The sequence below is a fragment of the uncultured Nocardioides sp. genome (genome assembly GCF_947488025.1).
Lineage (GTDB): Bacteria > Actinomycetota > Actinomycetes > Propionibacteriales > Nocardioidaceae > Nocardioides.
In genome coordinates, this window is the sequence record NZ_CANKYS010000012.1 from 129,269 (window position 1) to 156,065 (window position 26,797).

20 protein-coding genes are annotated in these 26,797 nt (G+C 72.6%); 6 read left to right on the forward strand and 14 right to left on the reverse strand.

The features are described from left to right. Nucleotides 1–97: 97 nt before the first annotated feature. Complete coding sequence (locus Q1B24_RS18095; RefSeq protein ID WP_299931411.1) at nucleotides 98–1,168, reverse strand: hypothetical protein; 1,071 nt, start codon at nucleotides 1,166–1,168, stop codon at nucleotides 98–100. Continuing rightward, nucleotides 1,161–2,642: a hypothetical protein gene (locus Q1B24_RS18100; protein ID WP_299931412.1), complete on the reverse strand. Its 1,482-nt coding sequence runs from the start codon at nucleotides 2,640–2,642 to the stop codon at nucleotides 1,161–1,163. The genes Q1B24_RS18095 and Q1B24_RS18100 overlap by 8 nt, the downstream gene beginning before the upstream one ends. A gap of 135 nt (nucleotides 2,643–2,777) precedes the next feature. On the opposite strand from Q1B24_RS18100, the gene Q1B24_RS18105 reads away from it, so the two are divergent. Continuing rightward, on the forward strand, nucleotides 2,778–3,728 hold the full coding sequence (locus tag Q1B24_RS18105) for an NAD-dependent epimerase/dehydratase family protein (protein WP_299931413.1): 951 nt from the start codon (nucleotides 2,778–2,780) through the stop codon (nucleotides 3,726–3,728). A 113-nt stretch (nucleotides 3,729–3,841) separates the two neighbouring features. Here Q1B24_RS18105 and Q1B24_RS18110 read toward each other — a convergent pair whose 3' ends face one another. The 8 genes from Q1B24_RS18110 to Q1B24_RS18145 all read right to left on the reverse strand — a co-directional run bounded on the left by Q1B24_RS18110 (nucleotide 3,842) and on the right by Q1B24_RS18145 (nucleotide 16,962). Continuing rightward, the gene (locus Q1B24_RS18110; protein WP_299931414.1) at nucleotides 3,842–5,377 is read right to left on the reverse strand and encodes a 2-oxo acid dehydrogenase subunit E2; all 1,536 of its coding nucleotides are present in this window, start codon (nucleotides 5,375–5,377) and stop codon (nucleotides 3,842–3,844) included. 11 nt (nucleotides 5,378–5,388) lie between these two features. After that, nucleotides 5,389–6,375: an alpha-ketoacid dehydrogenase subunit beta gene (locus Q1B24_RS18115; RefSeq protein WP_299931415.1), complete on the reverse strand. Its 987-nt coding sequence runs from the start codon at nucleotides 6,373–6,375 to the stop codon at nucleotides 5,389–5,391. Further along, the gene (gene pdhA, locus Q1B24_RS18120) at nucleotides 6,372–7,529 is read right to left on the reverse strand and encodes a pyruvate dehydrogenase (acetyl-transferring) E1 component subunit alpha (RefSeq protein ID WP_299931416.1); all 1,158 of its coding nucleotides are present in this window, start codon (nucleotides 7,527–7,529) and stop codon (nucleotides 6,372–6,374) included. Before pdhA ends, Q1B24_RS18115 begins: the two co-directional genes overlap by 4 nt. Nucleotides 7,530–7,790: 261 nt before the next feature. Next, entirely contained in the window at nucleotides 7,791–12,215 is a 4,425-nt protein-coding gene (locus Q1B24_RS18125) for a prealbumin-like fold domain-containing protein (RefSeq protein ID WP_299931417.1), read from the reverse strand. Between the two features lie 337 nt (nucleotides 12,216–12,552). Beyond that, a complete protein-coding gene (locus Q1B24_RS18130) occupies nucleotides 12,553–14,022 on the reverse strand; it encodes a hypothetical protein (RefSeq protein WP_299931418.1) in 1,470 nt (489 codons plus the stop codon). A gap of 267 nt (nucleotides 14,023–14,289) precedes the next feature. After that, entirely contained in the window at nucleotides 14,290–15,279 is a 990-nt protein-coding gene (locus Q1B24_RS18135; RefSeq protein WP_299931419.1) for a glutathione S-transferase C-terminal domain-containing protein, read from the reverse strand. A gap of 15 nt (nucleotides 15,280–15,294) precedes the next feature. Further along, complete coding sequence (hisC, locus tag Q1B24_RS18140) at nucleotides 15,295–16,365, reverse strand: histidinol-phosphate transaminase (protein WP_299931420.1); 1,071 nt, start codon at nucleotides 16,363–16,365, stop codon at nucleotides 15,295–15,297. Between the two features lie 9 nt (nucleotides 16,366–16,374). Beyond that, nucleotides 16,375–16,962: a VanZ family protein gene (locus Q1B24_RS18145; RefSeq protein ID WP_299931421.1), complete on the reverse strand. Its 588-nt coding sequence runs from the start codon at nucleotides 16,960–16,962 to the stop codon at nucleotides 16,375–16,377. Between the two features lie 177 nt (nucleotides 16,963–17,139). Here Q1B24_RS18145 and Q1B24_RS18150 point away from each other — a divergent pair, with 177 nt between their 5' ends. The 5 genes from Q1B24_RS18150 (at nucleotide 17,140) to Q1B24_RS18170 (ending at nucleotide 21,104) form a co-directional block, all read left to right on the forward strand. Continuing rightward, the gene (locus Q1B24_RS18150; RefSeq protein WP_299931422.1) at nucleotides 17,140–17,526 is read left to right on the forward strand and encodes a phage holin family protein; all 387 of its coding nucleotides are present in this window, start codon (nucleotides 17,140–17,142) and stop codon (nucleotides 17,524–17,526) included. Between the two features lie 17 nt (nucleotides 17,527–17,543). Next, nucleotides 17,544–18,044, forward strand: a complete 501-nt coding sequence (locus Q1B24_RS18155; protein ID WP_299931423.1) for a low molecular weight protein-tyrosine-phosphatase — start codon at nucleotides 17,544–17,546, stop codon at nucleotides 18,042–18,044. Next, complete coding sequence (locus Q1B24_RS18160; RefSeq protein WP_299931424.1) at nucleotides 18,044–18,907, forward strand: fructosamine kinase family protein; 864 nt, start codon at nucleotides 18,044–18,046, stop codon at nucleotides 18,905–18,907. Before Q1B24_RS18155 ends, Q1B24_RS18160 begins: the two co-directional genes overlap by 1 nt. Nucleotides 18,908–19,000: 93 nt before the next feature. Further along, nucleotides 19,001–19,696, forward strand: a complete 696-nt coding sequence (locus tag Q1B24_RS18165) for a response regulator transcription factor (protein WP_299931425.1) — start codon at nucleotides 19,001–19,003, stop codon at nucleotides 19,694–19,696. Nucleotides 19,697–19,715: 19 nt separating this feature from the next. Next, a complete protein-coding gene (locus Q1B24_RS18170; RefSeq protein ID WP_299931426.1) occupies nucleotides 19,716–21,104 on the forward strand; it encodes a HAMP domain-containing sensor histidine kinase in 1,389 nt (462 codons plus the stop codon). Here the strand turns inward: Q1B24_RS18170 and Q1B24_RS18175 are convergent. The 4 genes from Q1B24_RS18175 to Q1B24_RS18190 form a co-directional block, all read right to left on the reverse strand. Further along, on the reverse strand, nucleotides 21,101–22,396 hold the full coding sequence (locus tag Q1B24_RS18175) for an anthranilate synthase component I family protein (protein WP_299931427.1): 1,296 nt from the start codon (nucleotides 22,394–22,396) through the stop codon (nucleotides 21,101–21,103). The two genes, Q1B24_RS18170 and Q1B24_RS18175, sit on opposite strands and share 4 nt — an antisense overlap. Then, complete coding sequence (locus Q1B24_RS18180; RefSeq protein ID WP_299931428.1) at nucleotides 22,393–22,953, reverse strand: aminodeoxychorismate/anthranilate synthase component II; 561 nt, start codon at nucleotides 22,951–22,953, stop codon at nucleotides 22,393–22,395. Before Q1B24_RS18180 ends, Q1B24_RS18175 begins: the two co-directional genes overlap by 4 nt. A 25-nt stretch (nucleotides 22,954–22,978) precedes the next feature. Further along, entirely contained in the window at nucleotides 22,979–24,709 is a 1,731-nt protein-coding gene (locus tag Q1B24_RS18185) for a sulfatase-like hydrolase/transferase (protein ID WP_299931429.1), read from the reverse strand. A 201-nt stretch (nucleotides 24,710–24,910) separates the two neighbouring features. Next, nucleotides 24,911–26,797, reverse strand: a 1,887-nt coding sequence (locus tag Q1B24_RS18190) for a chorismate-binding protein (RefSeq protein ID WP_299931430.1), incomplete at its 5' end; no start/stop codon positions are given.

The following is a 26,797-nucleotide window of genomic DNA, read 5'->3' on the forward strand; positions in this document are numbered from 1 at the left end:
GTGACGCAGGTTCTGCGCGCCCGGAACATGTCTCACGCACCGCCGGGTCGCCGGGCGGTGAGTGACGCACGTTTCGGGCGTCAGGAACGTGTCCTGCTCACCGCTCGGCGGGGCCCTCAGACGCATCGCCGGCAGCCGTGTCGGCCCCCGTGTCGTCCCCCGTGTCGTCCCCCGTGTCGTCCCCCGTCGTCTCCGCGCCTTCATGCGCGACGTCGCGGGCGGCGTCGGCGAGCGGGTCGCCCTGGGGCGCACCGGCGACCGGGGCGGACTCCTCGGAGAGGCCGACGACGCCGGGCACGGTGCCGCTGAGGGTGGCGAGCATCTGGCGCACGTTGGAGAGCTGGGCGTTGATGCTGTCGCGGCGCTGGCCCGCGGCGGCCAGCTCACGCTCGGACTCGGCGCGTACGCGGTCGGCGGAGGCGCGCGCCTCGGCCACCATCGTGGTCGAGCGCTCCTCGGCGTCGGCGAGCATCCGGGCGATCCGCTCCTCGGCCTCGCGGCGGTTGCGCTCGAGGGTGGCCTCGGTGTCCTTGTTGCGCGCGGCCATCGCGTCGAGCTCGGCCTGGATGGCCGCCTGCTGGGCCTGGAACTCCGCAGTGGCCTTCTGGCGCCGCTCGGCCAGCGTGGTCTCGAAGTCCGCGGCCGCCTGGGCGGCCCTGGCGCGCTGGTCCTCGTACAGGGCCTCGGCCTCGGCACGGCGCGCGGAGGCGTCCCGCTCGGCGGCGTCGCGCTCGCCGTCGGCTGCCTTCCGGGCGTCGGCGAGGATCCTGGCGCCGTCCGCGTCGGCGTCGCGGCGGGTCTCCTCGGCGTAGCGCTCGGCGTCGGCGCGCAGGGCACCCACCTCCTGCTCCGCCTCCTTGCGCAGCGTCTCGACCTCGCCGACCACCCGGTCGCGGATCTCGGCGGCCTCGGTCTCGGCCAGCGACAGGATCTGCCCGACCCGCTCGCCGAGGTGGGCGTACGTCGGCGCCTCGGGCTGCTGCGACTCCCGCGCAGCGAGCGCCTCCCGGGACGCCGCAGCCTCGCTCCTCGCCGCGTCGGCAGCCGCCTCGGCCGCCTCGAGCCGGCGGCGCAGGTCGTCTGCCTCCGCCTGCGCCTGACCGACGGCGCGCTCCACCTCGGCCGGGTCGTAGCCGCGGCGCACGGTCGTGAACATCTCTTCAGGCATCGGGGGCCTCCTGGCTCGACGGGGGTGGGGGTGGCGGGGCCGGCGGGTCGCTGGGGGGCGGGTCGTTGGTGCTGACGGGGTCGGCACCGGCCTGCTCGCGGTCGGGCACGGAGAGGGCCGCGATGACGCCGGAGAGCTGGCCGAGCTCGGTCGTGATGGTGTCGCGCTGCTCCTTGAGCTGCGCGACCTCGGCCCGGGCGCGCTCGAGGGCCCGGCGGGCGTTGTCGCGGAGCTGGTCGGCCTCGGCACGACCCTCGGCGACGAGTGCGACGGACTCCTCGCGAGCGCGACGCCGGTCCTCGGCCGCGTCCGCCCGGCTGCGGGTCACCTCCTCCGCGACGAGCGCGCGCAGGCTGGCGGCGCCGCTCTCGGCCTCGGCCCGGCGGCGTTCGAGCCGCTCGACGGCCCGCTCGGACTCGTCGGTGGCGTCGGCGATGATCCGGGCCGCCTCGGCCTGGGCCTGCTCGAGGGCGATCCTGGCCTCGGCCCGCCGCTCGGCAGCCGCGTGCGACGCGGCCTGGGTGATCTCCTCGGCCCGCTGCTCTGCCTCGGCCAGCTCGAGCGCCATCCGACCGTTGACCGCCGCGATGACGCCGTGGGCTCGTTGGCGGGCGAGCCGCGCGTGGTCCCCGGCGTCGGCGTGGGCGGCCTTGCGGATCGCCTCGGCCTCGGTGGCAGCTCCCGCGAGCACCGACTCCACGGTCTGCGTGGCCCACGCCGTCTGCTCCGCCGCGTGGCGCAGCTTCTCCTCGCTCTCGGCGCGCGCGGCCGCCAGCGTCTCCTCGGCGGCTCGGCGCATCCGGTCGACCTCCGCGCCGGTCGTGCGGCGCAGGTCCTCGACGTGGAGCGTGGCCTCGTCGCGCATCCGGGCGGACTCGGCGGACGCGGTGGCCCGCAACGACTCGGCCTCGGCGGTCGCGGAGTCGAGGTGCTGCTGACCGGTGGTGCGGGCCTCCTCGACGAGACGTGCGGCGGTCTCCTGCGCGCCGGCGATCGCGGTCGCCGCCTCGGCGCGAGCGCCCTCGACCAGCTCGGCCTTCTCGCCGGCCGCGGTGTCGCGCAGCTCCTGCGCCTCGGCGCGCAGCGCGGCCGCCTCGTCCCGCGCCTGGGCGCGCAGCTTGTCGCTCTCGGTGCGGGCGGCCTCGACCTGCTGGTCGCGGGCACCCTCCGCGGACCTCATCAGGAGCGCCGCCTGCTCGTTGGCGTCGACGACGATCGTGGCGGCCTCCTGGGAGGCGCCGGCGAGCACCTCCTCGGCCTGCCTGCGGGCCCGGCCGGCCTCGGCGCGGTCGCGCTCGGCCTCGACCGTGAGGAGGCGGGCCTGCTCCCGGAGCGTGGCGAGGTCGGCCGTGAGGCGCTCGGCCTCCTCGCGTGCCTCCCGGACCAGCTGGTCGGCCACCTGCTGCGCACGCGCCAGGAGGGCCGCCGTGGTGGGAGGCTCGCTGGAAGCAGCCGTGGCGGCGTCCTGAGCCATCCGCACACTCCTCTTCTCACCCCAACGGAGGGTCCAGTGTCGCAGTCCGCCGCCGCTGGTGACAAAGAGCCTCCCGGTTGCGCCCACAGCGAACCTCCCTTGTCGCCGGTCCCGGTCGCCCGGTGGAGTGGCCCCATGAAGCTCCTCGTCCTCGGCGGCACCCGGTTCCTCTCCCGCGAGGTGGCCGTGCAGGCCGTGGCCCGCGGGTGGGACGTCACCTGCGCCTGTCGGGGCACGTCCGGGCCCGTGCCCGACGGCGCGACCCACCTGCCCTGGGACCGCGCCGACCCGCCGCCGGCCGCGATCGCCGAGGGCGGGTGGGACGCCGTGGTCGACGTGGCGCGGCTGCCGTCGCAGGTGCGCAGCGCGGTCACCGCGACGTCGTACGCACACTGGGTCTTCGTCTCCACGATCAGCGTCTACGCCGACAACGCGTCCCCGGCGACGGAGCCGCTGCTCGAGCCGATCACCGAGGACGTCGACCTGGCAGTCGACCCGGAGGCCTACGGCGGGATGAAGGTCGCGTGCGAGCAGCTGGTGCAGGAGCACGCGACGTCCGCGGTCGTCGTACGCCCCGGGCTCATCGTCGGTCCGGGTGACCGGACGGGGCGCTTCGCCTACTGGCCGCAGCGCCTGGCCCGCGGCGGGGAGGTGCTGGCACCGGGCCGGCCCGACGACGTGGTGCAGGTGATCGACGTGCGCGACCTCGCCGCGTGGGTCCTCGACCTCGCTGAGCGTCGCACCACCGGGACCTACGACGCCGTGGGGGTCCGGGTGCCGCTCGGCGAGCTGCTGGCCCACACCGCCGCCGGGGTCGGGGCGGACTACCCCCGCCTCACCTGGGTCGACAGCTCCTTCCTCGAGGAGCAGGGCGTGGCCCACTGGGCCGGCGAGGACTCGCTGCCGCTGTGGCTGCCGCGTCCCGCGTACGACGGCATGCTCGCGCACGACCCCGGACCGGCCGTCGCCGCCGGGCTGCGGCTGCGCCCCCTGGCCGAGACCGCCCCGGGCTGCCTCGACTCCCCCGTCACCGCACTCACCCCCGAGCGGGAGGTCGAGGTGCTGGCGGCCTGGCACACACGCTGACCGGGCGCCTCCTGCCCGTCCCGGACGCCGACCGGGCGCTTCCTGCCCGTGTTGCGGCAGGAAGCGCCCGGTCGATGCGTCTGACGGGCAGGAAGCGCCCGGTCACGTGTGGTTCAGAAGAGCAGCGCCGTGCCGGGGTCCTGGAGCAGCCCGGCGACGTCGGCGAGGAAGCGCGAGCCCTTCTCGCCGTCGATGTGGCGGTGGTCGAACGACAGCGCCAGCGTGGTGACGTCGCGGACCACGATCTCACCGGTCTCCTCGTCGACCCACGGACGCTTGTTGATCGCGCCGAAGCAGAGGATCGCGGACTCGCCCGGGTTGATGATCGGGGTGCCGGCGTCGACGCCGAAGACGCCGACGTTGGTGATCGTGAACGTGCCGCCCGCCATCTCGGCCGGCTGCGTCTTCCCGTCGCGCGCGGTGGCGGTGAGCTCACCGAGCGCCGCCGCCAGCTCGGTCATCGACAGGCTGTCGGCGTCCTTGACGTTGGGCACGACCAGGCCGCGCGGCGTGGCGGCCGCGATGCCGAGGTTGACGTAGTGCTTGTGGACGACCTCCTGCGCGGCCTCGTCCCACCAGGAGTTGATCTCCGGGGTGCGCTTCATCGCGAGGATGACCGCGCGGGCGAGGACGAGCAGCGGGCTGATGCGCACGTCCTTGAGCTCGCGTCGCGCCTTCAGGCGCTCGACGAGCTGCATGGTCGCGGTCACGTCGACGGTGATCCACTCGGTGACGTGCGGGCTGGTGAAGGCCGACTGGCTCATCGCCGTCGCCATCATCTTGCGCACGCCCTTGATCGGCTCGCGGGTCTCGCGCTCCCCGGATGCCTGGTCTCGTGACGGTCGCTGGGCGACCTCCTCGACCAACGGCGTACGGGCGGAGCCGTTGGCAGCCGACTGCACGTCGTCGCGGGTGATCGAGCCCGACGGGCCCGAGCCGGTGAGGGCGGTGAGGTCGACACCGAGGTCCTTGGCGAGCTTGCGCACCGGCGGCTTCGCCAGGGCGCGTACGACGCCGGGCTCGGCCTGCGCGGCCGCCGGGACGAGCGCCTCGGCCGGGGCGGGCTGCGAGGCCCGCTGGTCGGTGGCCGGGACCGGCGACTCGTCGGCGGGCATCACCTCGTCGGACTGGGCGCCGCCCGGGGCGAACGCGCCCTGGACCTGCATCTGCGTCTGCGCCCCGGCCTCGGTGCTCGGCGAGGCCGAGCCGCGGCGGGCCCGACGCATCGGTCCGCGGTCTGCCTTGATCCGGCCGACGAGGGACGCGCCCTCCATCGAGCCGGACGCGGCCGGGTTGGAGAGGTCGATGTCGGCCGGGTCGACCTGCTGCTCGGCGGCGCCTGCCTTCTGCGCCATCCCGAGGTAGGGGTCGGACTCGGTCTGCGTGGCGGGGACGGTCGGCGCGGGCGCCTCGCCCTCGGCGCCGATCGAGATGATCGGCGTGCCGACCGGCACGGTCTCGCCCTCGGGGACGAGCAGGGCGAGGACGGTGCCCTCGTAGGGCGACGGCAGCTCGACGAGCGACTTGGCGGTCTCGATCTCGACGACCACGTCGTTGATCTCGATGGTGTCGCCGACCTTGACCTTCCAGGCCACGATCTCGGCCTCGGTGAGGCCCTCGCCGACGTCGGGGAGGAGGAATTCGGACATGACGGTTCCTCTCAGTAGGCGAAGCTGCGGTCGACGGCGTCGAGCACGCGGTCGAGGTCGGGGAGGTACTCCTCCTCGATCCGCGACGGCGGGTAGGGCGTGTCGAACGCGCCCACGCGGAGCACCGGGGCCTCGAGGGAGTAGAAGCACTCCTCGGTGACCCGGGCCGCGAGCTCGGCACCCATGCCGAGGTTGACGTGCGCCTCGTGGGTGACGACGCATCGGCCGGTGCGGCGTACGGACTCGTAGACCGGGGCCATGTCGAGCGGCGAGAGCGTGCGCAGGTCGATGACCTCGAGGCTGCGGCCCTCGGACTCGGCGGCCTCGGCGCACTTGAGCGCGGTCTTCACGGTGGGGCCGTAGGCCAGCACCGTCGCGTCGGAACCCGCGCGGACGACCCGCGAGGTGAACAGCGGCTCGGGCGTCGCGGAGTCGTCGAGCTCGGCCTTGTCGGCGTGGTACTGCCGCTTGGGCTCGAGGAAGATGACCGGGTCGTCGTGGGCGATCGCCTGCTGGATCATCCAGTAGCCGTCCACGGGGTTCGAGCAGGCCACGACCTTGAGGCCGGGGGTGTGCGCGAACTGCGCCTCCGGGCTCTCGGAGTGGTGCTCGACCGCACCGATGCCGCCGCCGAAGGGGATGCGGATGACGATCGGCATCTTCACCTTGCCCTGCGAGCGGTAGGTGTACTTCGCGACCTGGCACACGATCTGGTCGTAGGCGGGGTAGACGAAGCCGTCGAACTGGATCTCGACGACGGGGCGGTAGCCGCGCAGCGCCATGCCGACCGCGGTGCCGACGATGCCGGACTCCGCGAGCGGGCTGTCGATGACGCGGTCCTCGCCGAAGTCCTTCTGCAGGCCGTCGGTGATGCGGAAGACGCCGCCGAGCTTGCCGACGTCCTCACCCATGAGCAGGACCTTGTCGTCGTCCTCCATGGCCTTGCGCAGGCCCATGTTGAGGCCCTTGGCGAGGGTGATCTTCTGGGTCGTACTCACGAGTGGCTCCCCTCGAAGGACGCGAGGTACGCCGCGAACTCGTCGCGCTGGGCGGCGATCTCGTCGGTCATCTCGCTGAAGACGTAGCCGAACTGGTCGAGCGGCTTGGGGTCGGGCAGCGCCTTGCAGCCCTCGCGGAGGTGGTGGCCCATCTCCTTGGCCTCGGCGTCGAGGTCGTCGAAGAACTCCTGGTCGACCAGGCCGTTGCGGCGCAGGTAGACCTTGAGCCGCTCGATCGGGTCCTTGAGCTTCCAGTGCTCGAGCTCGTCGTTGAGGCGGTAGCGCGTCGGGTCGTCGGTCGTGGTGTGCGCGCCCATCCGGTAGGTGTAGGCCTCGACGAACGACGGGCCGTTGCCCTCGCGCGCCCGCTGCAGCGCGGCCTTCGTGACGGCGTACGTCGCCAGCACGTCGTTGCCGTCGACGCGGATGCCCGGGAAGCCGAAGCCCAGCGCGCGCTGGTAGAGCGGGATGCGGGTCTGGCGCTCGATCGGCTCGGAGATGGCCCACTGGTTGTTCTGGCAGAAGAACACGACGGGCGCGTTGTAGGAGGCGGCGAAGATGAACGCCTCGTTGACGTCGCCCTGCGAGGACGCGCCGTCGCCGAAGTGGGCGATCACGGCCGAGTCGCGCTCGGGGTCGCCGGTGCCGACGACGCCGTCGCGCTGCATGCCCATGGCGTAGCCCGTGGCGTGGAGGGTCTGCGCGCCGATGACGATCGTGTAGAGCCCGAAGTTGTTCTCGTTGGGGTCCCAGCCGCCCTGGTCGACGCCGCGGAACAGGCCGAGCAGCCGCAGCGGGTCGACGCCCTTGCAGTAGGCGACGCCGTGCTCGCGGTAGGTCGGGAAGACGTAGTCCTGGGGGCGCAGCGCGCGACCGGCGCCGATCTGCGCGGCCTCCTGGCCGAGCAGCTGGGCCCAGATGCCGAGCTCGCCGTGGCGCTGGAGCGCCGTGGCCTCGACGTCGATGCGGCGGGTGAGGACCATGTCGCGGTAGAGCCCGCGCAGCTCCTCGGCCGAGAAGTCGTGGTCGAACTCGGGGTGGTGGACGCGCTCACCCTCGGGCGTGAGCAGCTGGACGAGGTCGGGTCCACCGTCTGACTGGGACGGTCCGAAGACGTCCGCAAGGTCGGGGCCGAAACTCACAGGATCGGACAACGCACTCTCCTAACAACAGCTAGCGGCAGTCACGGGATCGCCGGACGCCGACGGCTTGCAAGCGTGGTCGCCGGCGTGTGTGACCCCGACCACAGGATGGGGGTCAACGTATCGGCCGCACCCACCCAGCACCAATCCCACGCGGGGCAGGACGCAGATGGGCCGGCGCCGGCAGGCCTGTGGGGGACCTGTCGACGCCGGCCCGCCTCCATGGTGGCTGGAGGCTGGGCAGCTGTCGCTACCCGGTGATGAAGGCGATCCTCACCGGCTCGTGGCACGCAGGCCGGTGTCGGGCAGGACCTCGGGGGCCGCGCACAACCCCGGGATGCGGAGCCTGTCGAGACGGGTGGAGCCGACCTTCAACGTGACCTTCGCCCTCGGCTGTCCCTGCGTCACGAACTTCTTCTTCGCGAGGGACTTCACGGTGATCCGGTGGACCTTCGCGCCGACCCGCAGCTTGTAGACGACCGTCTCCCCGGTGCGGTTGGCCAGCTTGGCGCGGACGGTGCCCTGGCAGCTCGCCCGCACCGACCCGACGGCCTTGCCGAAGGCCTGCTCGGGCAGGACCTCGGGCGGGACGACCGGCGGCACCACGGGCGGCACCACAGGCGGGACGACCGGCGGCGGGACGACCGGGGTGCAGACCAGCACCGCGGCGCTCGCCGTCGGGTCGGTGCCGACCGGCTGGTCGACCGTCGCCGTGTTGGTCCAGCTGCGGCAGGCGCCGGGAGCGCCCCCGGCCAGGGTGAGGGAGTAGCTGTAGCTGCGCACCAGACCGGCCTCCCACGTCAGCACCGGGTCGAGGACGACGCGCTGGCCGGCGACGGTCTTGTCGTCGACCACCTGCACCGTCTTGTTGGTCTCCGAGCGGACCGTGAAGGTGATCGGCTCCGTGGCCGCGGTGACCGACGCCGAGGTCGCCTCACCTGCCGGGTCCCACGTCGCGGTCACGCTCAACGTCCCGGACCCGGCCGGGGCTGAGGCGAAGGTGCAGGAGACCGGCAGCGTCGTCGAGCTGTCCTCGGCGACCACGACGTCGTCGCCACCGGTGACGGTGCAGACCGCGCCCCCGCCGAGGTCCGTCGCTGCCGTCACGTCCGCGACGAGGTCGCCGGCGGCGTACTGGTTGGGGTTGGTGACCGTCACCTCGCCCTGCAGCCGCCATCCGGACTCCGTCCGCGCACCGGCCCGCGCCGTCACCGTGTAGGTGAAGGTCGCGTTGCCGCTGGCGTCGGCCGTGCGCTGGGTCGCGTCGGCGACCTTGGCGATCGACCACGCGTGGTCACGGGCCAGGTCGGCCGTGGCCGTGGGCGCCAGCTGCAGCGGCCGCTCGACGCAGACCTCGACCGTCGCGTCGTCGGAGTCGACGTCCTTCGAGTCCGCCGCCACCACCGTCGCGGTGTTGTCGTACGTCGTGCACTCACCGGGGACGCCGTCGAAGTCCTTCGTGTAGGTGAAGGTCGTCGGGCCGTCGGACGCCCTGACCACCGCGCCGCCGGCCACCTCGCCCAGCTGGACCTGGGTGTCGGTCACGGTCGCCGTCGCGTCGGTCACCGTCGGCTTCGCGTCGGCGAAGTCGAACCCGGCCTGGCCGGACGCGGTGCCGCTCGTGCCGTAGTGCGCAGCCTTGTCCCACGTCGCGATCGCGGTGTTGGTGCCCGTCGTGGCCGCGGTCGCGTCCGGGAGGACGCACGAGTAGTCGAACGTCGACGTCCCGCTCGCGACCGCCACGGCGCCTGCGGGCTTGTCGATCGTGCACTGCCCGCCCGGGAGCGAGTCGGCCAGCTGCACCCCCGAGATGGTCGTCGCGTTGGGGTTGTCGACCGTGATCACACCGGTGACGACGAACGCCGTGTCCTCGGCCGCCGACGGGGTGACCACGACGTCGTACTCAAACGACGCCTTCGTGCCCTCCTGGATCGTCTGCGACGACTCGCCCGTGACGGACTTCCCGATCGTCCAGTCGAAGTCGCGGGCGAACGCCGGTTCAGCGGTCTTCGTCACGACCAGGTCGTCGAGGTCCACGCAGACCTCGACGGTCTCGGTGTCGGAGTCGGCGTCCTTCGAGTCGGTCGCCACCACCTTCGCGGTGTTGTCGTACGTCGTGCACGCACCCGGCACGCCGTCGAAGGCCTTCGTGTAGGTGAAGGTCCGCGGCCCGTCGGCGGCCTTCACCACGACGCCGTCGGGAGACGTGCCGTCGAGGTCGACCTGGGTGTCGGTGACCGTCGCGGTCGCGTCGGTCACCGTCGGCTTCGCGTCGGCGAAGTCGAACCCGGCCTGGCCCGATGCGGTGCCGCTCGTGCCGTAGTGAGCAGCCTTGTCCCACGTCGCGGTCGCGGTGTTGGTGCCCGTGGTGCTGGCGGTCGCGTCCGGCAGCATGCACGAGTAGTCGTAGGTCGACGTCCCGTTCGCGACCGACAGGGGGCCCGCAGGCTTGTCGATCGTGCACTGGCCACCGGGCAGCGAGTCGGTGAGCTGCACCCCGGAGATCGTCTTCTGGTTGGGGTTGTCGACCGAGATGACACCCGTCACCACGAACTGCCCGTCACCGCTGATCGACGGCGTCACCACGACGTCGTACTCGAACGACGCCTGCGTGCCCTCGTCGACCGTCTGCGAGTTCTGGTCCACCGACTTCTCGATCGTCCAGTCGTAGTCACGGGCGAACTGGGGCTTCGCGGTCTTCGTCACGACCAGGTCGTCGAGCTCCACGCACACCTCGACCGTCTGCTCCGAGGTGTCGAAGTCGTCGGTGTCGCTCTCGTCGACCCGCGCCAGGTTGTCGTAGTCACGGCACGCTCCGGCAGGGCCGCCGACGGCCGGGCTGGAGTAGGTGGCGACGACGACCCGGTGGTCGGGGGCGTTCCACACGTCGGACCACAGATAGCTCGCGGCGCCGATCGGCGTCACCTGGCCACCGTCGAACGAGTCGGTCACCGAGGCACGCTCGTCGATCTTCGGCTGCACCGTGATGTCGTACGTCGCGGTGGCGTCGGCAGAGCCCGGGTGGGCGCCGGCCTGCGGGTAGGTGCCCTGGTCCCAGCTGACCGTCGCGGTCGTCGTACCGCCGATGAGCGCGCCGGCACCCGGCTCGCACGCATAGTCGTACGACGTCGCGCCGGCGCCGACGTCGACCTGGACCCCCGCGGTGCCCGGGTCGACGTCGACGTCGTCGTTGGTCGGAAGGAAGCGGCACGGCAGGTCGCCGGTGATGCCGATCGTGGTCCGCATCGTCGGGTGCGTGGCGGCCGGGTTCGGGTTGGTCACCTGGACCGATCCGGCCACCTGCTTGTCCGTCGGCTCCCCCTGGGGCAGCGCCTCGAGCTCGACCTGGTAGTCGAACGTGGCGGTCTGCCCCTCCTCGACCGTCTTCGACGCGTCGCCGACGACGGTCTTGTGCACCCGCCAGTCGTACTCGACGCCGTAGGACCCCGACGCCTGGTTGGTCACGGCGAGGGGCTTGAAGAAGAGCTTGTTGGTGAACTCGACCTTCGCCACGCTCGTCCCCGAGCTCCCGACGACGACGTCGGTGTGGACGGTGGGGTCAGGCGCGTAGCCGGCGGGGGTCGCGATCTCCTTGACCGTGTAGGTGCCCGGCTTGGCGGGGTCGATGGTCACGGTGCCGTCGGCGACGGTGTCGAAGCCGGGAGCGGCACCGTCCTTGACGACGAGCGTGTCGGCCGCGGTGCCCGTGACGCCCGGGATCGGGTTCTTGGTGACCTCGAAGGTCGCTCCGGGGACGAGCCGGTCGAACTGGTCGCGCTTCTCGATGACCAGCTTGCCGCAGGTCGGGGGCACGGAGATGCCGATGCCGCCGACGAAGTCGAGCAGCGACGACGACACGGAGTCGCCGGCGAACGAGCGGACGTTCATCACTCCGTAGGCGCCGCGGCAGTCGCCGACCTTGTCGAAGGAGCTGAGGTTGACCGCGGCCTCGGCGAAGAGCTTGCCCTCGCCGGTCGCGCCGTCGAAGCCGGCGCCGGCGGTCGAGGTGGGACACCACGCGGACGGGGTCGCGTAGCCGGGAACCGCGAAGCATCCCGAGACGAAGGCCCCGCTCGCGGACTGGGTCCACTTGTAGGCGGCGGTGAGGGCGAAGGCCCCGTTCCCGTCCTGCTCGAAGCGGAGCAGGAGGTCGTTGACGCTGCGGTCCGGCCGGAACTGGACGGTGTCACCGGCCTCCCGGGGGAGGTTGGCCTTCTGGTTGAGCTCGGCCATGAAGGTCATCGTCCCGCTCTGGGCGATGCGCCTGAACCCGAGGAACGCCCAGCTCGACGACCCGGTGACGAAGTGCGAGTAGACGTCGGAGATGTCGCCCTGGTCGGTGCTGGTCCCGGTGCCCTCCTTCCAGTCGCTCGGGTTCTGGAACTCCTTCGAGCCACCGGTGAAGTTGCTGTCGTCGGCGGTCTTGACGGGGTCGGGCGTCGGCGCCGGGATCCCGGGGCTCGTCCAGTCGATCCCACCACCCTCGACGGAGGTGTTGCCGTCGATCTCGAACCCGGCGGTGACGCCCGCCCCCGCGGACGTCGTCGTCGCGGCCTGCACCGCGACCGTCGGGACGAGCAGGAGGAGCGCGAGCAGCCTCCTCAGTCGGCCGAGGCCGAGGTGTCGTTCGGCGGCGTGGGCCCCCCTGGCCCGCCGTCCTCGTCGTGCTGTCGTGATCGTCGTTCGAACGCGTTGCATTGCCCGCCCCCTGGCGCGAGTAGTCCCCACTGAACCCTTCGGTGACCGACGCCCCCCAGCGCTGTCGACCGTGTCGCCGTACGCCCCCGAGTGGCACGGCACGCATGTGTCGAGCAGCAGACTGGCCCGCGGTCAGCGCGACGGGAATCCGCCGCGAGGAGGCAGTGGACTACCTGCGGAGGTGCTTGACCGAATGTTGGCGAAGCGGCCCGGATAACGCCCGAGCGGACCAGACCACGTACCCAACCTGGGAGAGGGGCCGACGGTCCGGGAACGACGAACCGGCGCCGACGAGACCCGTGGGACCCGTCGACGCCGGCTCGGTGTCGTACGTCGATCAGCTGCTCGTGGGGCGCACCCCCGTGTCCGGAAGGACCTCGGGCGCGTTGCAGCGGGCGGGGATCCGGACCCGGTCGAGCCGTGTGGAGCCGACCTTGAGGACGACGACGGCCCGCGCACTGCCGTGCGTGACGAAGCGGCGGCCGGACCCGGACCTCACGGCGATGCGGTGCACCTTCGTGCCGACACGGAGCGTGTAGACGACCCGATCGCCGGAGCGGTTCGCGAGCCGTGCACGCACGGTGCCCTGGCAGGTGGCCCGGACCTTGCCGACGGCCTTGCCGGAGGCCTGCTCGGGCAGGACCTCGGGCGCGGGGACCACGGGGGGCGTCACGGGCGGGGTCACCACGGGCGGGGTCACCGGCGGCACCACTGGCGGGACGACCGGCGGGGTCACTGGCGGCGGGGGCGGCGGAGGCGGCGGGACCACCGGCGGCGTGCACGCCGTGACCGTCGCGGTGTCGCTCGGGTCCGTGCCGACGGGCTGGTCGACGGTCGCGGTGTTGGTGTGCGTCGCACAGGCACCGGCCGCACCGCCGGCGACCGCCAGTGAGTAGGTGTAGGTCTTCACGAGACCCGCGGTCCAGGTGAGCGCCGGGTCGAGGACGATCCGCTGGCCCGGGACGGTCTTGTCGTCCACGACCGCGACGGTCTTGTTCGTCTCCGAGGCGAGCGCGAACGTCAGGGGCGCCGTGGCGGTCGCGGTGGCGGTGGTCAGCGGACCCGCCGGGTCCCACGTCACGGTGGCGGTGACGGTTCCGCTGCCGGCAGGCGCGGACGAGAAGTAGCACGCGTAGTCCAGCGTCGTCGTACCTCCTGCGGGGACCACGGCGTCGTCGCCACCGGTCACCGCGCAGGACGACCCCCCGCCCAGGTTCGTCGCGACCGCGACGTCCGCGGTGACGGCGTACGCGTTGGGGTTCGTCGCGACGACCGTGCCGGACGCGGCCCAGCCGGACTCGGTGGGCGTGCCGCCCTTGACCGTGACCGTGTAGGTGAAGGTGGCCTTGCCGCTCGCGTCGACGGTGCGCGTGGTCGCGTCGACGTCCTTCTCGATCGTCCACGGGTAGGTCTTCGCCTTGGTGCCGGCGGCCTTCACCTTCGCGACCAGCGGTTTCTCCTCGGGCGCCTTGACCAGGGCGACCGAGTAGTGGCTGATGTCCTTGCCGGAGGTGTGCGTGATCGTGATCGTCCCGGCTGGAGGGTCGACGGCGTGGACCTCGATCGTCGGTCCGGCCTTCACGCACCAGCTGCTGACCAGGTAGCCGTCGGGCGCGGTGTAGGTGACGGTCTTCGTGGTGTCGTCGGGTGGTTCGATGTGCTGCCCCGGGCACACCTCCGCTCCGGCAGCGGGTGTGGCGGCCTGTGCCCCCAGCACCGCGATGGTGGGGAGCAGCAGGAGCAGGGCCGTCAGGCCCCGCCACCCTCTGCTCCGCGCGCGCGAGATCCCGGTCGTCCGTGTGTGCATGTTCCTGCCCCCTGCGAGTTGCCCCGTGTCTCCCTGCGGCAGGCCCGGACGGGTCGCTGCACGCCGGACGCCGATCCCCCCGGACGGCGCTCCGGCGACCACCATCTCCGGCCGTTACCGCACGGCAGAAGGGGCGCACGCAAGAAGCGGTCAACCTGCGGGAGGTCTGGACGAACTCTCGGGCGATTCACCCGGGTACGGCGGGTGTCGCGCCCGCGCGGACCAGACCACGTCCCCAGGTTGGGAGGTCCTACGACGGGGTGGGGGTCAGCCGCGCCCGTGCGGGGTGTGCCAGCCCGACTCGTCCGGGCCGGCCGGGACGATCTGGGTGGGGTTGATGTCGGTGTGGACGACGTAGTAGTGCTGCTTGATCTGCTCGAAGTCGACCTCGTCGGCGAAGCCGGGGGTCTGGAAGAGGTCGCGGGCGTAGCCCCAGAGGTTCGGCATCTCGGTCAGCTTGTTGCGGTTGCACTTGAAGTGCCCGTGGTAGACGGCGTCGAAGCGGACCAGCGTGGTGAAGAGCCGTACGTCGGCCTCGGTGATCGCCGCACCCATCAGGTAGCGGCGGTCGGCCAGGCGCTCCTCGAGCCAGTCGAGCGTGGTGAACAGCCGGTCGTACGCGTCCTCGTAGGCCTCCTGCGAGCCGGCGAAGCCGCAGCGGTAGACGCCGTTGTTGACCTCGGTGAAGACCCGCTTCATCACCGACTCCATCTCCTCGCGGACGTCGGCGGGCCAGAGGTCGGGGGCGTCGGGGCGCTGGTGCTCGCGCCACTCGAACGACAGGTCGTGGGTGATCTGCGGGAAGTCGTTGGTCACGACCTTGCCCGACTCGACCTCGACGATCGCCGGCACCGTGATGCCGCGCGGGTAGTCGGGCTCGCGGGCGAAGTAGGCCTCCTGCAGGCGCTCGATCCCGAGCACGGGGTCGCGGCCGCCCTCGTCGAGGTCGAAGGTCCAGCTGCGGGCGTCGTGCGTGGGCCCCGGGGCGCCCCAGGAGATGACGTCCTCGAGGCCGAGGAGCGTGCGGACGATGATCGAGCGGTGCGCCCACGGGCAGGCACGCGCGGCGACGAGCCGGTAGCGGCCGGGCTCGGCCTGCCAGACGGGCACGTCGCGCGGGCTGTCCTTCGACCCGCTGGGGAACTGCTCGTCCAGCGGGTCCGCGGAGCGCTCCCCCGCCAGCACCCGGTCGGGGAGGTAGGACATGTCGCGCTCGAAGGGCTTGCCCTTGGTGGTGTACGTCGCCGTGTCGTTCACACTTCAACCATAGCCTCAGGGGGCGAAGCGGGCGGCCACCTCCACGACACGGTCGAAGGCCTCGGCCTCGCCGATGCTGACGCGTACGCCGTCGCCGGCGAACGGGCGCACCGAGATCCCCACCTCACCGCAGGCGGCGGCGAAGTCGAGGGCGCGCTCGCCCAGCGGGAACCAGACGAAGTTGCCCTGCGCGTCCGGGAGGTCCCAGCCCACCTCGCGCAGCCGGGCGACCAGGTCGGCGCGGCGGGCGACGAGGTCCTCGACGCGCACGAAGAGCTCGGCCTGCGCCTCGAGCGAGGCGATGGCCGCCGCCTGCGCGACGTGGCTGACGCCGAAGGGCAGCGACACCGCGCGCAGGGCGGCCGCGATCGGTGCGGGAGCGACGGCGTACCCGACCCGGAAGCCGGCGAGGCCGTAGGCCTTGGAGAAGGTGCGCGTGAGCACGACGTTGTCGTGGCGGCGGTAGGTGGCGATGCCGTCGATGGCGTCGTCCATCCGCACGAACTCGAGGTAGGCCTCGTCCACCACGACCACCACGTGGGAGGGGACCTTCGCGAGGAAGGCGTCGAGCTCGGCCTGGGTGACGGCCGGGCCGGTCGGGTTGTTGGGCGTGCAGACGATGACGACCTTGGTGCGGTCGGTGACCGCCGCAGCCATCGCGTCGAGGTCGTGGCGCCCGTCGACCGTGACCGGCACCTGCACGCTGCGCGCCCCGCCGGCGGTGACCGCGATGGGGTAGGCCTCGAAGGAGCGCCAGGCGTAGACGACCTCGTCGTCCGGGTCGCAGAAGGCGTTGACGAGCTGGTAGATCAGCGCGACCGACCCGGTCGCCGCGGCGAGGTCCTCGGCCGGCACGCCCATCGTCTCGGCGAGCGCCGAGTAGAGGGCGGCGCTGCCCATGTCGGGGTAGCGGTTCATCTCCGCCGCCGCCTCGCGGGCCGCCTCGAGCACGCCCGGCAGCGGCGGGTAGGGGTTCTCGTTGGAGGAGAGCTTGTACGACGTCAGCCCGGGGCGGGCGACGGGCGGCTTGCCGGCGACGTACGCAGGGATGGCGAGCACGTTGGGCCGGGGCTGGGGAGAGCTCATGTCCGCACCCTAGTGAGCGAGCGACGTCTCCTGCGCCGGTGGGCGCGGCGGCCGCCGGTCCCGCCACGGCCTCACCACCGGGAGCAGCACCAGCCCGATGGCGCAGCCGATGCCCGCGCCGAGGACGTTGTCGACCAGGTCGGTGACGTCGCACGCCCGGTCGAGGCGGGCGAGCTGGAGCTGCGTGAGCTCGATGGCGAGGCTGTACGCCGCCAGCGCGGCGAGACCGACGGGCGCGAGCACCAGGCCCGCCCACCACCGTCCGACCGCCAGCACCAAGAACACGCCGGCCGGCACGAAGAGCAGCACGTTGAGGGTGCGCTGGTCGAGGCCGAGGACCTCGAACGCCGCCCCGGACGGCCCGCCGTAGTCCCACGAACAGGCCTCGCTGCGAGTCTCGGCCGGGACCACGCCCACGTCTGCCCGGGTGGGCACCAGGGTCACCAGGGCGATCGCGACGAGCGACCACAGCAGGCCGGCGACCGAGACCGCCGATGCGGTGCCCCACCAGCGACGCAGGACCACCGCGAGGAGCGCGGCGACGACACCGGCGGCGAGGGCGCCGAGCACCATGACGCCCGTGCCTCCGATCGTCATGCGGGGAGGGTACGCGGCGTCCCCGCACTCCGTTGGTCGAGGAGGGACGAAGTCCCGTCACGAGACCGCCCAGACCGAGACCGGGTCTCGTGACGGGCGCCAGAGCGCCCTCCTCGACCAGCGGCCGTCACTCGACCAGAGCGCCCACCCGACCCGTCGGTCGCTACTGTCATCCGCATGCGCTTCCTGATGTGGCTGCTCACCTATGCCGCGGGCCTGTCGGTCGCGGCCTGGCTGCTGGACGGCATCTGGTTCGAGGGCGCGACCAGCGGACAGGCCGAGCTGCAGGACAAGTGGCTCGAGGTGCTGGCCGTGGCGCTCATCCTCGGCCTGGTGTCGACCTTCATCGAGCCGTTCGTCAAGCTGCTGTCCCTGCCGTTCATCATCCTGACGCTGGGCTTCCTGCTGCTGGTGATCAACGCCGGGATGCTGCTGTTCACCGCCTGGGTGGCCGACCTCTTCGACCTCGGCTTCCATGTCGACGGCTTCTGGAGCGCGCTCGTCGGCTCGATCATCATCACCGTCGTCGGGTGGGGCGTCCGCATCGCCCTGCCGGGCGACTGACGGCGGGACCGGTGCGGGTGCCCGCACTCCCCGCCGCCCGCGAGCCCGGGCGCTACCGGATCGCGCTCGTCTGCCTCGGCAACATCTGCCGCTCGCCCACCGCGCACGTCGTCCTCGAGAGCCGGCTCGCCGACGCCGGCCTCGCCGACCGTGTCGAGGTGGCGTCGTCCGGCACGGGCGGCTGGCACGTCGGCAACCCGATGGACCCGCGCGCCGCGGCCACCCTGACGGCCTCCGGCTACGACCCGAGCCGGCACCGCGCCCGGCAGTACGACGCGACCTGGCCCGAGGCGTACGACCTCGTGCTCGTGATGGACGAGGCCAACCTCGCCGACGTGGGCGGGCGCAGCGACCGCGTGGGCATGTTCCGCGACCTCGATCCGGTGGATCCGGGTGGTGCCGTCCCGGACCCGTACTACGGTGGGGACGACGGGTTCGAGGAGGTGCTGGCGATGGTCGAGCGCACGAGCGATGCGATCGTGGCGGCCCTGCCGAGCGCTCTCCGGGGCACGGACTGATGGCTCGCCAGCCGCTGATTGCCAGGCGTGCCGAGGAGCTCCTCGGCACGGCCGTGGTGGCGACCTCCCCGGTGGCGGGCGGTGACATCGCCACGGCAACACGGCTGCGCCTGTCCAGCGGGCAGACGGCGCTGATGAAGACGCTGCCGCACGCGCCGGACGGCTTCTTCGAGGCCGAGGCCGCAGGGCTGCGGTGGCTCGCCGAGGTCGAGGGCGGGGTGCCCGTGCCGGAGGTGCTCGCCGCCGCCAGCGACTGCGTGGTCCTGGCCTGGGTCGAGCAGAGCCCGAAGACTCCGGTCGAGGCCGCGGTGACCTTCGGCCAGCAGCTGGCCACCACGCACGCCGCCGGCGCCGACGGCTGGGGGCTCGACCACGACGGCTTCATCGGACGGCTGCCCCTGCCCAACAAGACGGCCGACTCGTGGCCGGAGTTCTACGCCGTGCGCAGGGTCCTGCCCTACCTCAAGCTGGCCCGCGACCGGGGGGCGATCTCCGAGACCGACGCCGCCTCCGTCGAGGCCGTCGTCGGCCGGTTCACGAGCCTGCTGCCCGACGAGGCGCCCGCGCGGCTCCACGGCGACCTGTGGAACGGCAACTGCCTGTGGGGCCAGGACCTCGCCATCCACGTCATCGACCCCGCCGCCCACGGCGGCCACCGCGAGCTCGACCTGGCGATGCTGCACCTGTTCGGGCTGACGCACCTGCCGCGGGTGATGGCGGCCTACGACGAGGCGCAGCCGCTCGCCGAGGGCTGGGAGGACCGGCTCGGCATCCACCAGCTGTTCCCGCTGCTCGTGCACGCGTGCATGTTCGGCGGTGGCTACGGCGCCCGCGCCGGGGCGGTCGCGGCTCGCTACGCCTGATCCCGGGTCGAGTGCGCTCGCGGTAGTAGTCGCTGCGGGGCCGCGCACTCGACTTCTCAGCACCGCCTCAGGAGCCGGTGGCATCCTTGGCCCGTGACTGAGTCCCGGCCCCGCGTGCTGGTCGTCGACGACGACCGCGCCGTGCGCGACTCGCTGCGCCGGTCGCTGGAGTTCAACGGCTACGAGGTCGTGCTGGCCGCCGACGGCGCCGAGGGCCTGGTCGCGGTCGGGGCGCAGCACCCCGACGTCGTGGTGGTCGACGTGATGATGCCGCGGCTCGACGGGATCGAGACGACGCGTGCGCTCCGGGCGGCGGGCAACGACGTACCCATCCTGGTGCTGACCGCGCGCGACGCGGTCGGCGACCGCGTCGAGGGCCTCGACGCCGGCGCCGACGACTACCTCACCAAGCCGTTCGCGCTGGAGGAGCTGCTGGCCCGGCTCCGCGCGCTGCTGCGCCGCGTCGTGCCCGACGGGGACGGGGAGAGCGAGGTGCTCTCGTTCTCCGACCTCACCATGGACGTCGGCAGCCGCGACGTCTCCCGCGGGGGGCGCCCGATCGAGCTGACCCGCACCGAGTTCACCCTGCTCGAGATGTTCCTGCGCCGGCCGCGCCGCGTGCTCGACCGCTCGTTCATCCTCGAGGAGGTCTGGGGCTACGACTTCCCCACGAGCGCCAATTCGCTCGAGGTCTACGTCGGCTACCTGCGCCGCAAGACGGAGGCAGAGGGCGAGCCGCGGCTGATCCAGACCGTGCGCGGCGTGGGCTACGTGCTGAAGGAATCATGAACACCCCACGGGACCCCGCATGAGCACCGCCTGGCCCGACGGGCGCTGGCACTACCGCCGGTCCCTGGCCTCGCGCGTCGCGGTGCTCACCACGATCGCGCTCGGGCTCTCGATCGCCGTGATGGCGTTCACCGCCTTCGTGGTGATGCGCCAGCAGATGATGAGCTCGCTCGACCAGTCGCTGCTCAACCGCGCGCACAAGGCGACCGCGTTCACCACCCTGTCGAACATCACCGCGGGTGGGATTCCCGGTTGGGTGCTGGGCGCCGCTGACGTCCGGATCATCTTCATCACCGCCGAGGGCCAGGCGGTCACCGGCGACGACGTCCCCGACTTCACGCTCGGCCGCCCGGAGTACGAGGTCGCGACCGGCCAGCGCGAGTCCGCGGTGCGCACCCTGGTGACGAGGGAGGGTGAACGGTTCCGGGTCGCGACCGTGCGGGCCAACAGCGGCTCCGCCCTGATCCTCGCCCAGCCGCTGGCCCCCAACGACCGCACGCTGGAGAAGCTCGGCGGGGTGCTGTTCGTCTTCGGCGCGCTCGGCGTGCTGGCCGCGCTGCTCGTCGGCTGGCTGGTGGCCCGCAACGGGCTGCGACCCCTGCGCCGGCTCACCTCCCGGGTCGAGCACATCGCGATGACCGAGGACCTGCGACCGCTGCGCGTCGAGGGTGACGACGAGGTCGCCCGGCTCGCCACCGCCTTCAACCAGATGCTGCTCGCCCTCGGCGCCTCCCGCGACCGGCAGCGGCGGCTGGTCGCCGATGCCAGCCACGAGCTGCGCACCCCGCTCACCTCGCTGCGCACCAACCTCGACCTGCTCCGCCAGGCGGAGGGCAACACGGCACTGCCGGCCGAGGCCCGGCTCGAGCTGCTCGACGACGTACGCGGCCAGATCGAGGAGCTCAGCGCGCTCGTCGGCGACCTGGTCGAGCTCGCGCGCGACGAGCCGACGACCCGGGTGGTCGCCGAGGTGGACCTCGCCGACGTCGTCGAGCGGGCCGTGACGCGCGTACGCCGCCGCGCTCAGGGCGTGGCGTTCGACGTGGACCTCGACCCGTGGCCGGTCGTCGGCGACGCCAACGGCCTCGAGCGGGCGGTCACCAACCTGCTCGACAACGCCGCCAAGTGGAGCCCACCGGAGGGCACTGTCACCGTGCGACTGACCGAGGGCGTGCTCACCGTCGACGACCAGGGCGAGGGCGTCGCGGAGGCCGACCGGCCGCACGTGTTCGAGCGCTTCTACCGGGCCGAGGAGTCGCGTGCGATGCCCGGCTCCGGGCTCGGCCTGGCCATCGTGCGCCAGGTGATCGACCGCCACGGCGGCCAGCTCCAGGTCACCGACGCCCCCGGCGGCGGTGCCCGCTTCGCGCTGTGGCTGCCCGGGGTCGCCGCTGTCACGCCGGGTTAGTCGAAGACGCGGAGCAGGCGCTCGGCCTTCCACTCCGACTCCGCCCACTCCTCGGCGACGTCGGACTTGACGGTGATGCCGCCGCCCGTGCCGAGGGTCCAGGTGCCACTGCCGTCGGTCATCAGGGAGCGGATGACGACGCCGAGGTCGGCGGGACCGTCGCCGCTGATCCACCCGAACGCGCCGGCGTACGCCCCGCGCGGGGTCGACTCGACCTCCTCGATCACCTCCATGGTGCGCAGCTTGGGCGCCCCGGTCATCGAGCCGGCCGGGAAGAGCGCGCGCAGCGCGGCGACCGTGGAGACGTCGTCGCGCAGCCGCCCGCGCACGGTGGACACCAGCTGGTGCACCGACTCGTAGGTCTCGACCTGCATCAGCGCCGGCACCTCGACCGACCCGACCTCGCACACCAGCGACAGGTCGTTGCGGAGCAGGTCGACGATCATCAGGTTCTCCGCGCGGGTCTTGGGGTCGCGCGCGAGCCGCTCGCGGTGGTGCTCGTCCTCGTCCGCGCTCGCCCCGCGCGGGGTGGTGCCCTTGATCGGCTTGGTCTCGAGGTGCCGGTCGGCGGTGACGACGGCGTACCGCTCCGGCGAGCTCGACAGCAGCCACGCCCGGGCGTCGGCGACGTCGTGCTGGAGGAAGCCGCTGTACGGCGCGGGGTTGAGGTCGCGCAGCCGGAGGTAGGCCGTCACCGGGTCGAGGTCGGAGGTGCGGGTGAGGCGGTGGGTGAGGTTGACCTCGTAGGAGTTGCCGGCGTGCAGGTGCTCCTGGACGGTCGCGAACGCGGCGGCGTACGAACCTGGTGGGGAAGTCTGACGCTTCGAGGCCGTTGCAACCCCCTCCAGGTGACGGACTCCCCGCTCGAGCGGGGAGTCCCCGGAGGGCCCCACCGGGGAGTCCCCGGAACGCACGACCTCGTGTTCGAAGACCCGCACCTCCCGCGGACGCATCCAGACGGCGTCGGGGAGGGTCGGGTCGGGGGCCGCGGGCAGGTCGGTGCGCGCGGCGTAGCCGAGGTAGCCGAACCACTGCTCCCCCGCCGCGATCCGGTCCTCGAGGACGGCGAAGACGTCGTCGCCGACGACGGTGGAGACGCCGGCCGCGTGCCGGGTGACCTCGCGGCGGGCAGCCGACCACGACAGGGACACGTCGTCCTCGTCGAGCCAGCCGATGATCGACCGGCGGCCCGACCACTCGCGCGCGCCCCCGCCGTCGAGCCAGAAGCACCGCTGGTGCTGCGCCGCGACGGACCGGAAGAACTCGACGGGGTCGGCCACCGGGTCCGTCACGAGAGGAAGTTCCTGACGAGGTCCTCGCCGTGCTCGGACAGGATCGACTCGGGGTGGAACTGCACGCCCTCGAGCGGCAGCGAGGCGTGGCGCACGCCCATCACCACCCCGTCCTCGCTCCACGCGGTCGCGACGACGTCGTCGGGCAGCGAGACCGCCCCGAGCGAGTGGTAGCGCACCGCGGCGAACCCCTGCGGCAGCCCTGCGAAGACGCCCTCACCGTCGTGCCGGATCGCCGCGACCTCGCCGTGCACCGGGGGCAGGCGCCGCACCGTGCCGCCGTACGCCGTCACCAGCCCCTGCATGCCCAGGCAGACGCCCAGCACGGGGCGGGTGCCGGCCCGCAGGACCTCCGGGCCCACCGCGAAGTCCGTCGGTGACGAGGGGTGCCCGGGGCCGGGCGACAGCACGACGTGCGAGTGCCGCAGCACGTCGTCGGGCTCGACCTCGTCGTGCTGCACCACGCGCGGCAGGACGCCCGTCACCCGGACCACCAGGTGCACCAGGTTCCACGTGTAGGAGTCGTGGTGGTCGACCACGATCACGTCCGGGTGCACGCAGCGACAGTAGTGGTTCCCCGGGCTACTGGCGCACCGCGCGGCAGGCCGCCGACACCGGCTGGTCGCCGGCCTCCCGGCAGCCGTCGAACGCCTCGAGCCTGGCCATCAGTGCCGCCACCTCCGGAGCCTGCTTCTTGCTGGCGAAGGTGTTGCGCCGCTCGAACCGGTCACGCTTGTAGGAGTAGTACTCGTAGCCCCAGGTGACCTTGCCGGGCCGCGGGTCGAGGTCGAACCGCGCGAGCAGCGCCGTCCGGCTCCGCACGGCCGTGAAGGACGGGATGCGGTCGAGCTCCGTGCCGCTGAACGCCGCGTCCGGGTCGTTGCCGGTGAGCGACTGCTGGGTGTGCTCGAGGAAGGCGTGGGACTGCCGCACCAGCGCGGGGTCGGACAGGGTGGGCACGAGAGAGAGCCCGCTGCGGTAGGGCGCGGGCACGAGCCCGGCGAGCTCCTCGAACGTCGGCGCGAGGTCGATGTTGCTGGTGACCTCCCGCCGCTTGCCCGGCACCACCCCCGGCCCGGTGACCAGCAGCGGCACGCGGACGTCGGTGTCGTACGGCGTCCCCTTGCCGCGGCCCATGCCGTTCTGGCCGAGGTGGAAGCCGTTGTCGGAGGTGAGCACGACATAGGTGTTCGGACCCACCGACCGGAGGATCCGCTTCACGAGCCGGTCCGCCGACTGCGCCATCCGCGCGCGGTCGCGGAGGTCGCGGACGGCGGCCGCGGCGGGCAGGGTGCGGGTGGTGTTCCACGCGCGGGCCCGCTTGCCGTTGGCCCGGAGCGGTCGGTTGTCCTTGCGGAGGTCCCCGAAGCCGGGGAGGTCATCGACGGTCAGCTTGCCGCAGGCCACGCGGCCGCAGCTGCGCTTGCCCGTCCGGTCGCGGAACATCGGCGGGAAGAGCGGGTCGTCGGCGTAGTGGCCCTTCGGGTTGGTGCGGTTGTGCGGCGCGTAGAGAGCCACCTCGAGGAAGTACGGCGCGCCGGACGCCTCGTTGGTGGCGAGGAAGTCCATCGCCAGGTCGCCGATCACCGCACCGGCGTACGCCTTGTCCTTGGCCGCGTTGCTCGCGCTCGCCGGCGGCGCCGGGTGCTGCACGAGGCTCAGGCGCTGGTCGACGATCGACGTGCTGGCGAAGTCCCAGCCGTCGTAGGCGGATCCGAAGACGGTGTTGAAGGTCGACCAGCCCGGCACGACCGGCGGCAGCGCGCGACCCGGCGACCACTCGTACTCGTTGAGGAACTTGCCGACGAAGCCGGTCTGGTAGCCGGCCTCCTGCAGCCGCACGTTGAACGCGCGCTCGGGGTTGCCGTTGGTGTCGAAGGCGGGCCAGCCGCCGAGCTTGGACGTCCCCTTGTTGGAGGTGTTGGTGTGCACGCCCGTCTGGTGCGGGTACTGCCCGGTGAAGAAGCTCGACCGCGACACGCAGCACAGGGAGTCGGTGACGAACGAGTGCGGGTAGCTCGCACCCGCCTTGCGCATCCGCTGCACCGACCGCATCGTCTGGACCAGGTCCATCGAGAAGTCGTCGAGCATCACCACGACGATGTTGGGCCGTTCGTCGCGGGCCGCGGCCGGCTGGAGGTCGGCGACCGCGGAACGGTCGCTCGTTGCCTCACGCGGTACGTCGTCGGCGCGGGGCAGGCCGTCGCTCGACCCGCCCGTCGCCCCGCACGCCATCAGTGCGAACAGGCACACGCCTGCCCACGTCCCCTTGAAGTACTTCACTGCTCCCCCGTCGTGTCCCCAGCTGGTCACCAAGGGTGACGTCCTGCGCGACCGATTCGTTGCCTCCCACGCCGAACTGATGTCTACACGTCGGCTCGACATCTGCGGTCAGCGGTCGTCGGCCGCTCACCGCTGACCCCTCCCCGGTATCTAGGGACGATTTGGTGGGCGATTCGGCGCGGGTGCCCCCAGATCGTCCCTAGATACCCGCTCGGGGAGGGCGTCAGGGGGTCAGGGGGCGAGGAGGTCGCGCACCGCCGTGTGCAGCAGGTCGTAGCCGTTCTCGGTGAGGATCGACTCGGCGTGGAACTGGATGCCGCGGTAGTGCGGCCCGACGACTGCGTGGATGTCGCCGGTGGCCTCGTCGGCCTCGATGCGTACGCCGTCCGGCAGCTGCGCGCCGTCGGGGACCCGGCCGACGAAGGTGTTGTAGAAGCCCACCCGCTCGGTGCGGCCGTCGAGCCGCACCGGCGACTGGGTGCCCTGGAAGACGACGTCCTTGTAGCCGAGGTCGAGGCCGAGGCGCTGGCAGAGCGTCTGGTGGCCCAGGCACACGGCGAGGAACGGCTGCCCCGAGGCGAGCAGGTCGTCGACGGCACGTCGGAACGACGCGATCTTGGGGTGGTCGCCCTCGCGCGGGTCGCCGGGGCCGGGCCCGACGATGACCAGGTCGGCGCCGTCGAAGTCGCCGGTCGCGTAGTCCTCGTGCCGCACCACGCGCGAGGTCATCCCGAAGACGCCGAGCACGTGGACGAGCATGTTCACGAAGTCGTCCTCGCCGTGGAGGATGACCACCGACTTCCCGGCCAGCCCCGGATCGGCCGGCTCGCCGGCCTGGTCGGTCAGCCAGAAGGGCGAGAGCCGCTGGTTGCGCGTGCCCAGCGCGAGTACGACGTCCTCGTCGCGCGCGAGCTCGGCGATGTCGGTGCCGTCGGACGTCGCCCGCGGCGCCAGCCCGAAGGCGCTGAGGATGCCGCCGGCCTTGGCCCGGGTCTCGGCCACCTCGTACGCCGCGTCGGAGTCGCGCACCAGCGTCGCCCCCGCGGTGACCTTGAGCTCGCCGGCCGGCGAGACGTCGGCGGTGCGGATGAGGATCGGGCTGTCCATCGTCGGCGTGCCGTCGGGCGAGCGGCCGAAGAGGGCGAGCGCGGCGCCGTAGTAGCCGCGGCCCTCGGGCTCGTAGTCGGCGATCAGCCGGCAGGCGTTCTCGACCGGCGCGCCCGTCACGGTCGCGGCGTACATCGTGTCGCGCAGGATCTCGCGGTGGTCGCGGTCGGAGCGGCCGGCGAGGAGGTACTCGGTGTGGATCAGGTGCGTCATCGGCTTGAGGAACGGCCCGAGCACCTGGCCGCCCTCGTGGCAGATGTCGCACATCATCTTGAGCTCCTCGTCGACCACCATGAAGAGCTCGAAGACCTCCTTCTCGTCGGCGAGGAAGTCGAGCAGCCGCTCCTTGAGCGCGTCACCGTGTCCCGCGACCCGGAACGTCCCCGAGATCGGGTTCATCCGGACGTCGCCCTGGCGCACCGAGACGTGCCGCTCGGGGCTGGCGCCGATGAGGAACCGCTCGCCGGTGAAGAAGCAGAAGGTCCAGTACGCCCCGCGCTCGCGCTCCATCAGCCGCCGCAGCACCGTCAGCGCGCGCGAGGCGTCCCAGTCGGCGACGACGGCGCGGTAGTGGCGGCCGATGACGAGGTTCGCGCCCTCGCCCTGCCCGATCTCGTCGCGGATGATCGCCTCGACGACCTCGCCGTAGTCCTCGTCGCTGGTTGCGAAGCCGCCCCGGTCGGCGAACTCGACCGGTACGTCGGGCAGCGCCGCGAGCAGGTCGTCGACCGACACCTCGTGCTCGGCCTCGATGTCGACCACCGTCAGCGGCGTGCCGTCGTCGATGGCGGCGAAGCCACGCTCGCGCACCTGCCGGAACGGCACGGCCACCAGCCGGTCCGCGCTCCGGCCCGGCTCAGGCGCTCCGCTCTCGAGCGGGATGTCGAGCAGACTCGCGACCTCGTGCGGCGTGCCGCCGATCAGGCCCGCAGTCGGCGAAGCCTTGCGCCGGATGACCGCCCACGCCCCGTACCCCTGGACCTGCTCCAGGAGGTCGCGGACGGCGGGGGG

Bases quoted from the DNA above. Each gene is read 5' to 3' on its own strand.
- Q1B24_RS18095 (WP_299931411.1), bottom strand. From the start codon at position 1,168: ATGCCTGAAGAGATGTTCACGACCGTGCGCCGCGGCTACGACCCGGCC.
- Q1B24_RS18100 (WP_299931412.1), bottom strand. From the start codon at position 2,642: ATGGCTCAGGACGCCGCCACGGCTGCTTCCAGCGAGCCTCCCACCACG.
- Q1B24_RS18105 (WP_299931413.1), top strand. From the start codon at position 2,778: ATGAAGCTCCTCGTCCTCGGCGGCACCCGGTTCCTCTCCCGCGAGGTG.
- Q1B24_RS18110 (WP_299931414.1), bottom strand. From the start codon at position 5,377: ATGTCCGAATTCCTCCTCCCCGACGTCGGCGAGGGCCTCACCGAGGCC.
- Q1B24_RS18125 (WP_299931417.1), bottom strand. From the start codon at position 12,215: ATGCAACGCGTTCGAACGACGATCACGACAGCACGACGAGGACGGCGG.
- Q1B24_RS18130 (WP_299931418.1), bottom strand. From the start codon at position 14,022: ATGCACACACGGACGACCGGGATCTCGCGCGCGCGGAGCAGAGGGTGG.
- hisC (WP_299931420.1), bottom strand. From the start codon at position 16,365: ATGAGCTCTCCCCAGCCCCGGCCCAACGTGCTCGCCATCCCTGCGTAC.
- Q1B24_RS18145 (WP_299931421.1), bottom strand. From the start codon at position 16,962: ATGACGATCGGAGGCACGGGCGTCATGGTGCTCGGCGCCCTCGCCGCC.
- Q1B24_RS18150 (WP_299931422.1), top strand. From the start codon at position 17,140: ATGCGCTTCCTGATGTGGCTGCTCACCTATGCCGCGGGCCTGTCGGTC.
- Q1B24_RS18160 (WP_299931424.1), top strand. From the start codon at position 18,044: ATGGCTCGCCAGCCGCTGATTGCCAGGCGTGCCGAGGAGCTCCTCGGC.
- Q1B24_RS18170 (WP_299931426.1), top strand. From the start codon at position 19,716: ATGAGCACCGCCTGGCCCGACGGGCGCTGGCACTACCGCCGGTCCCTG.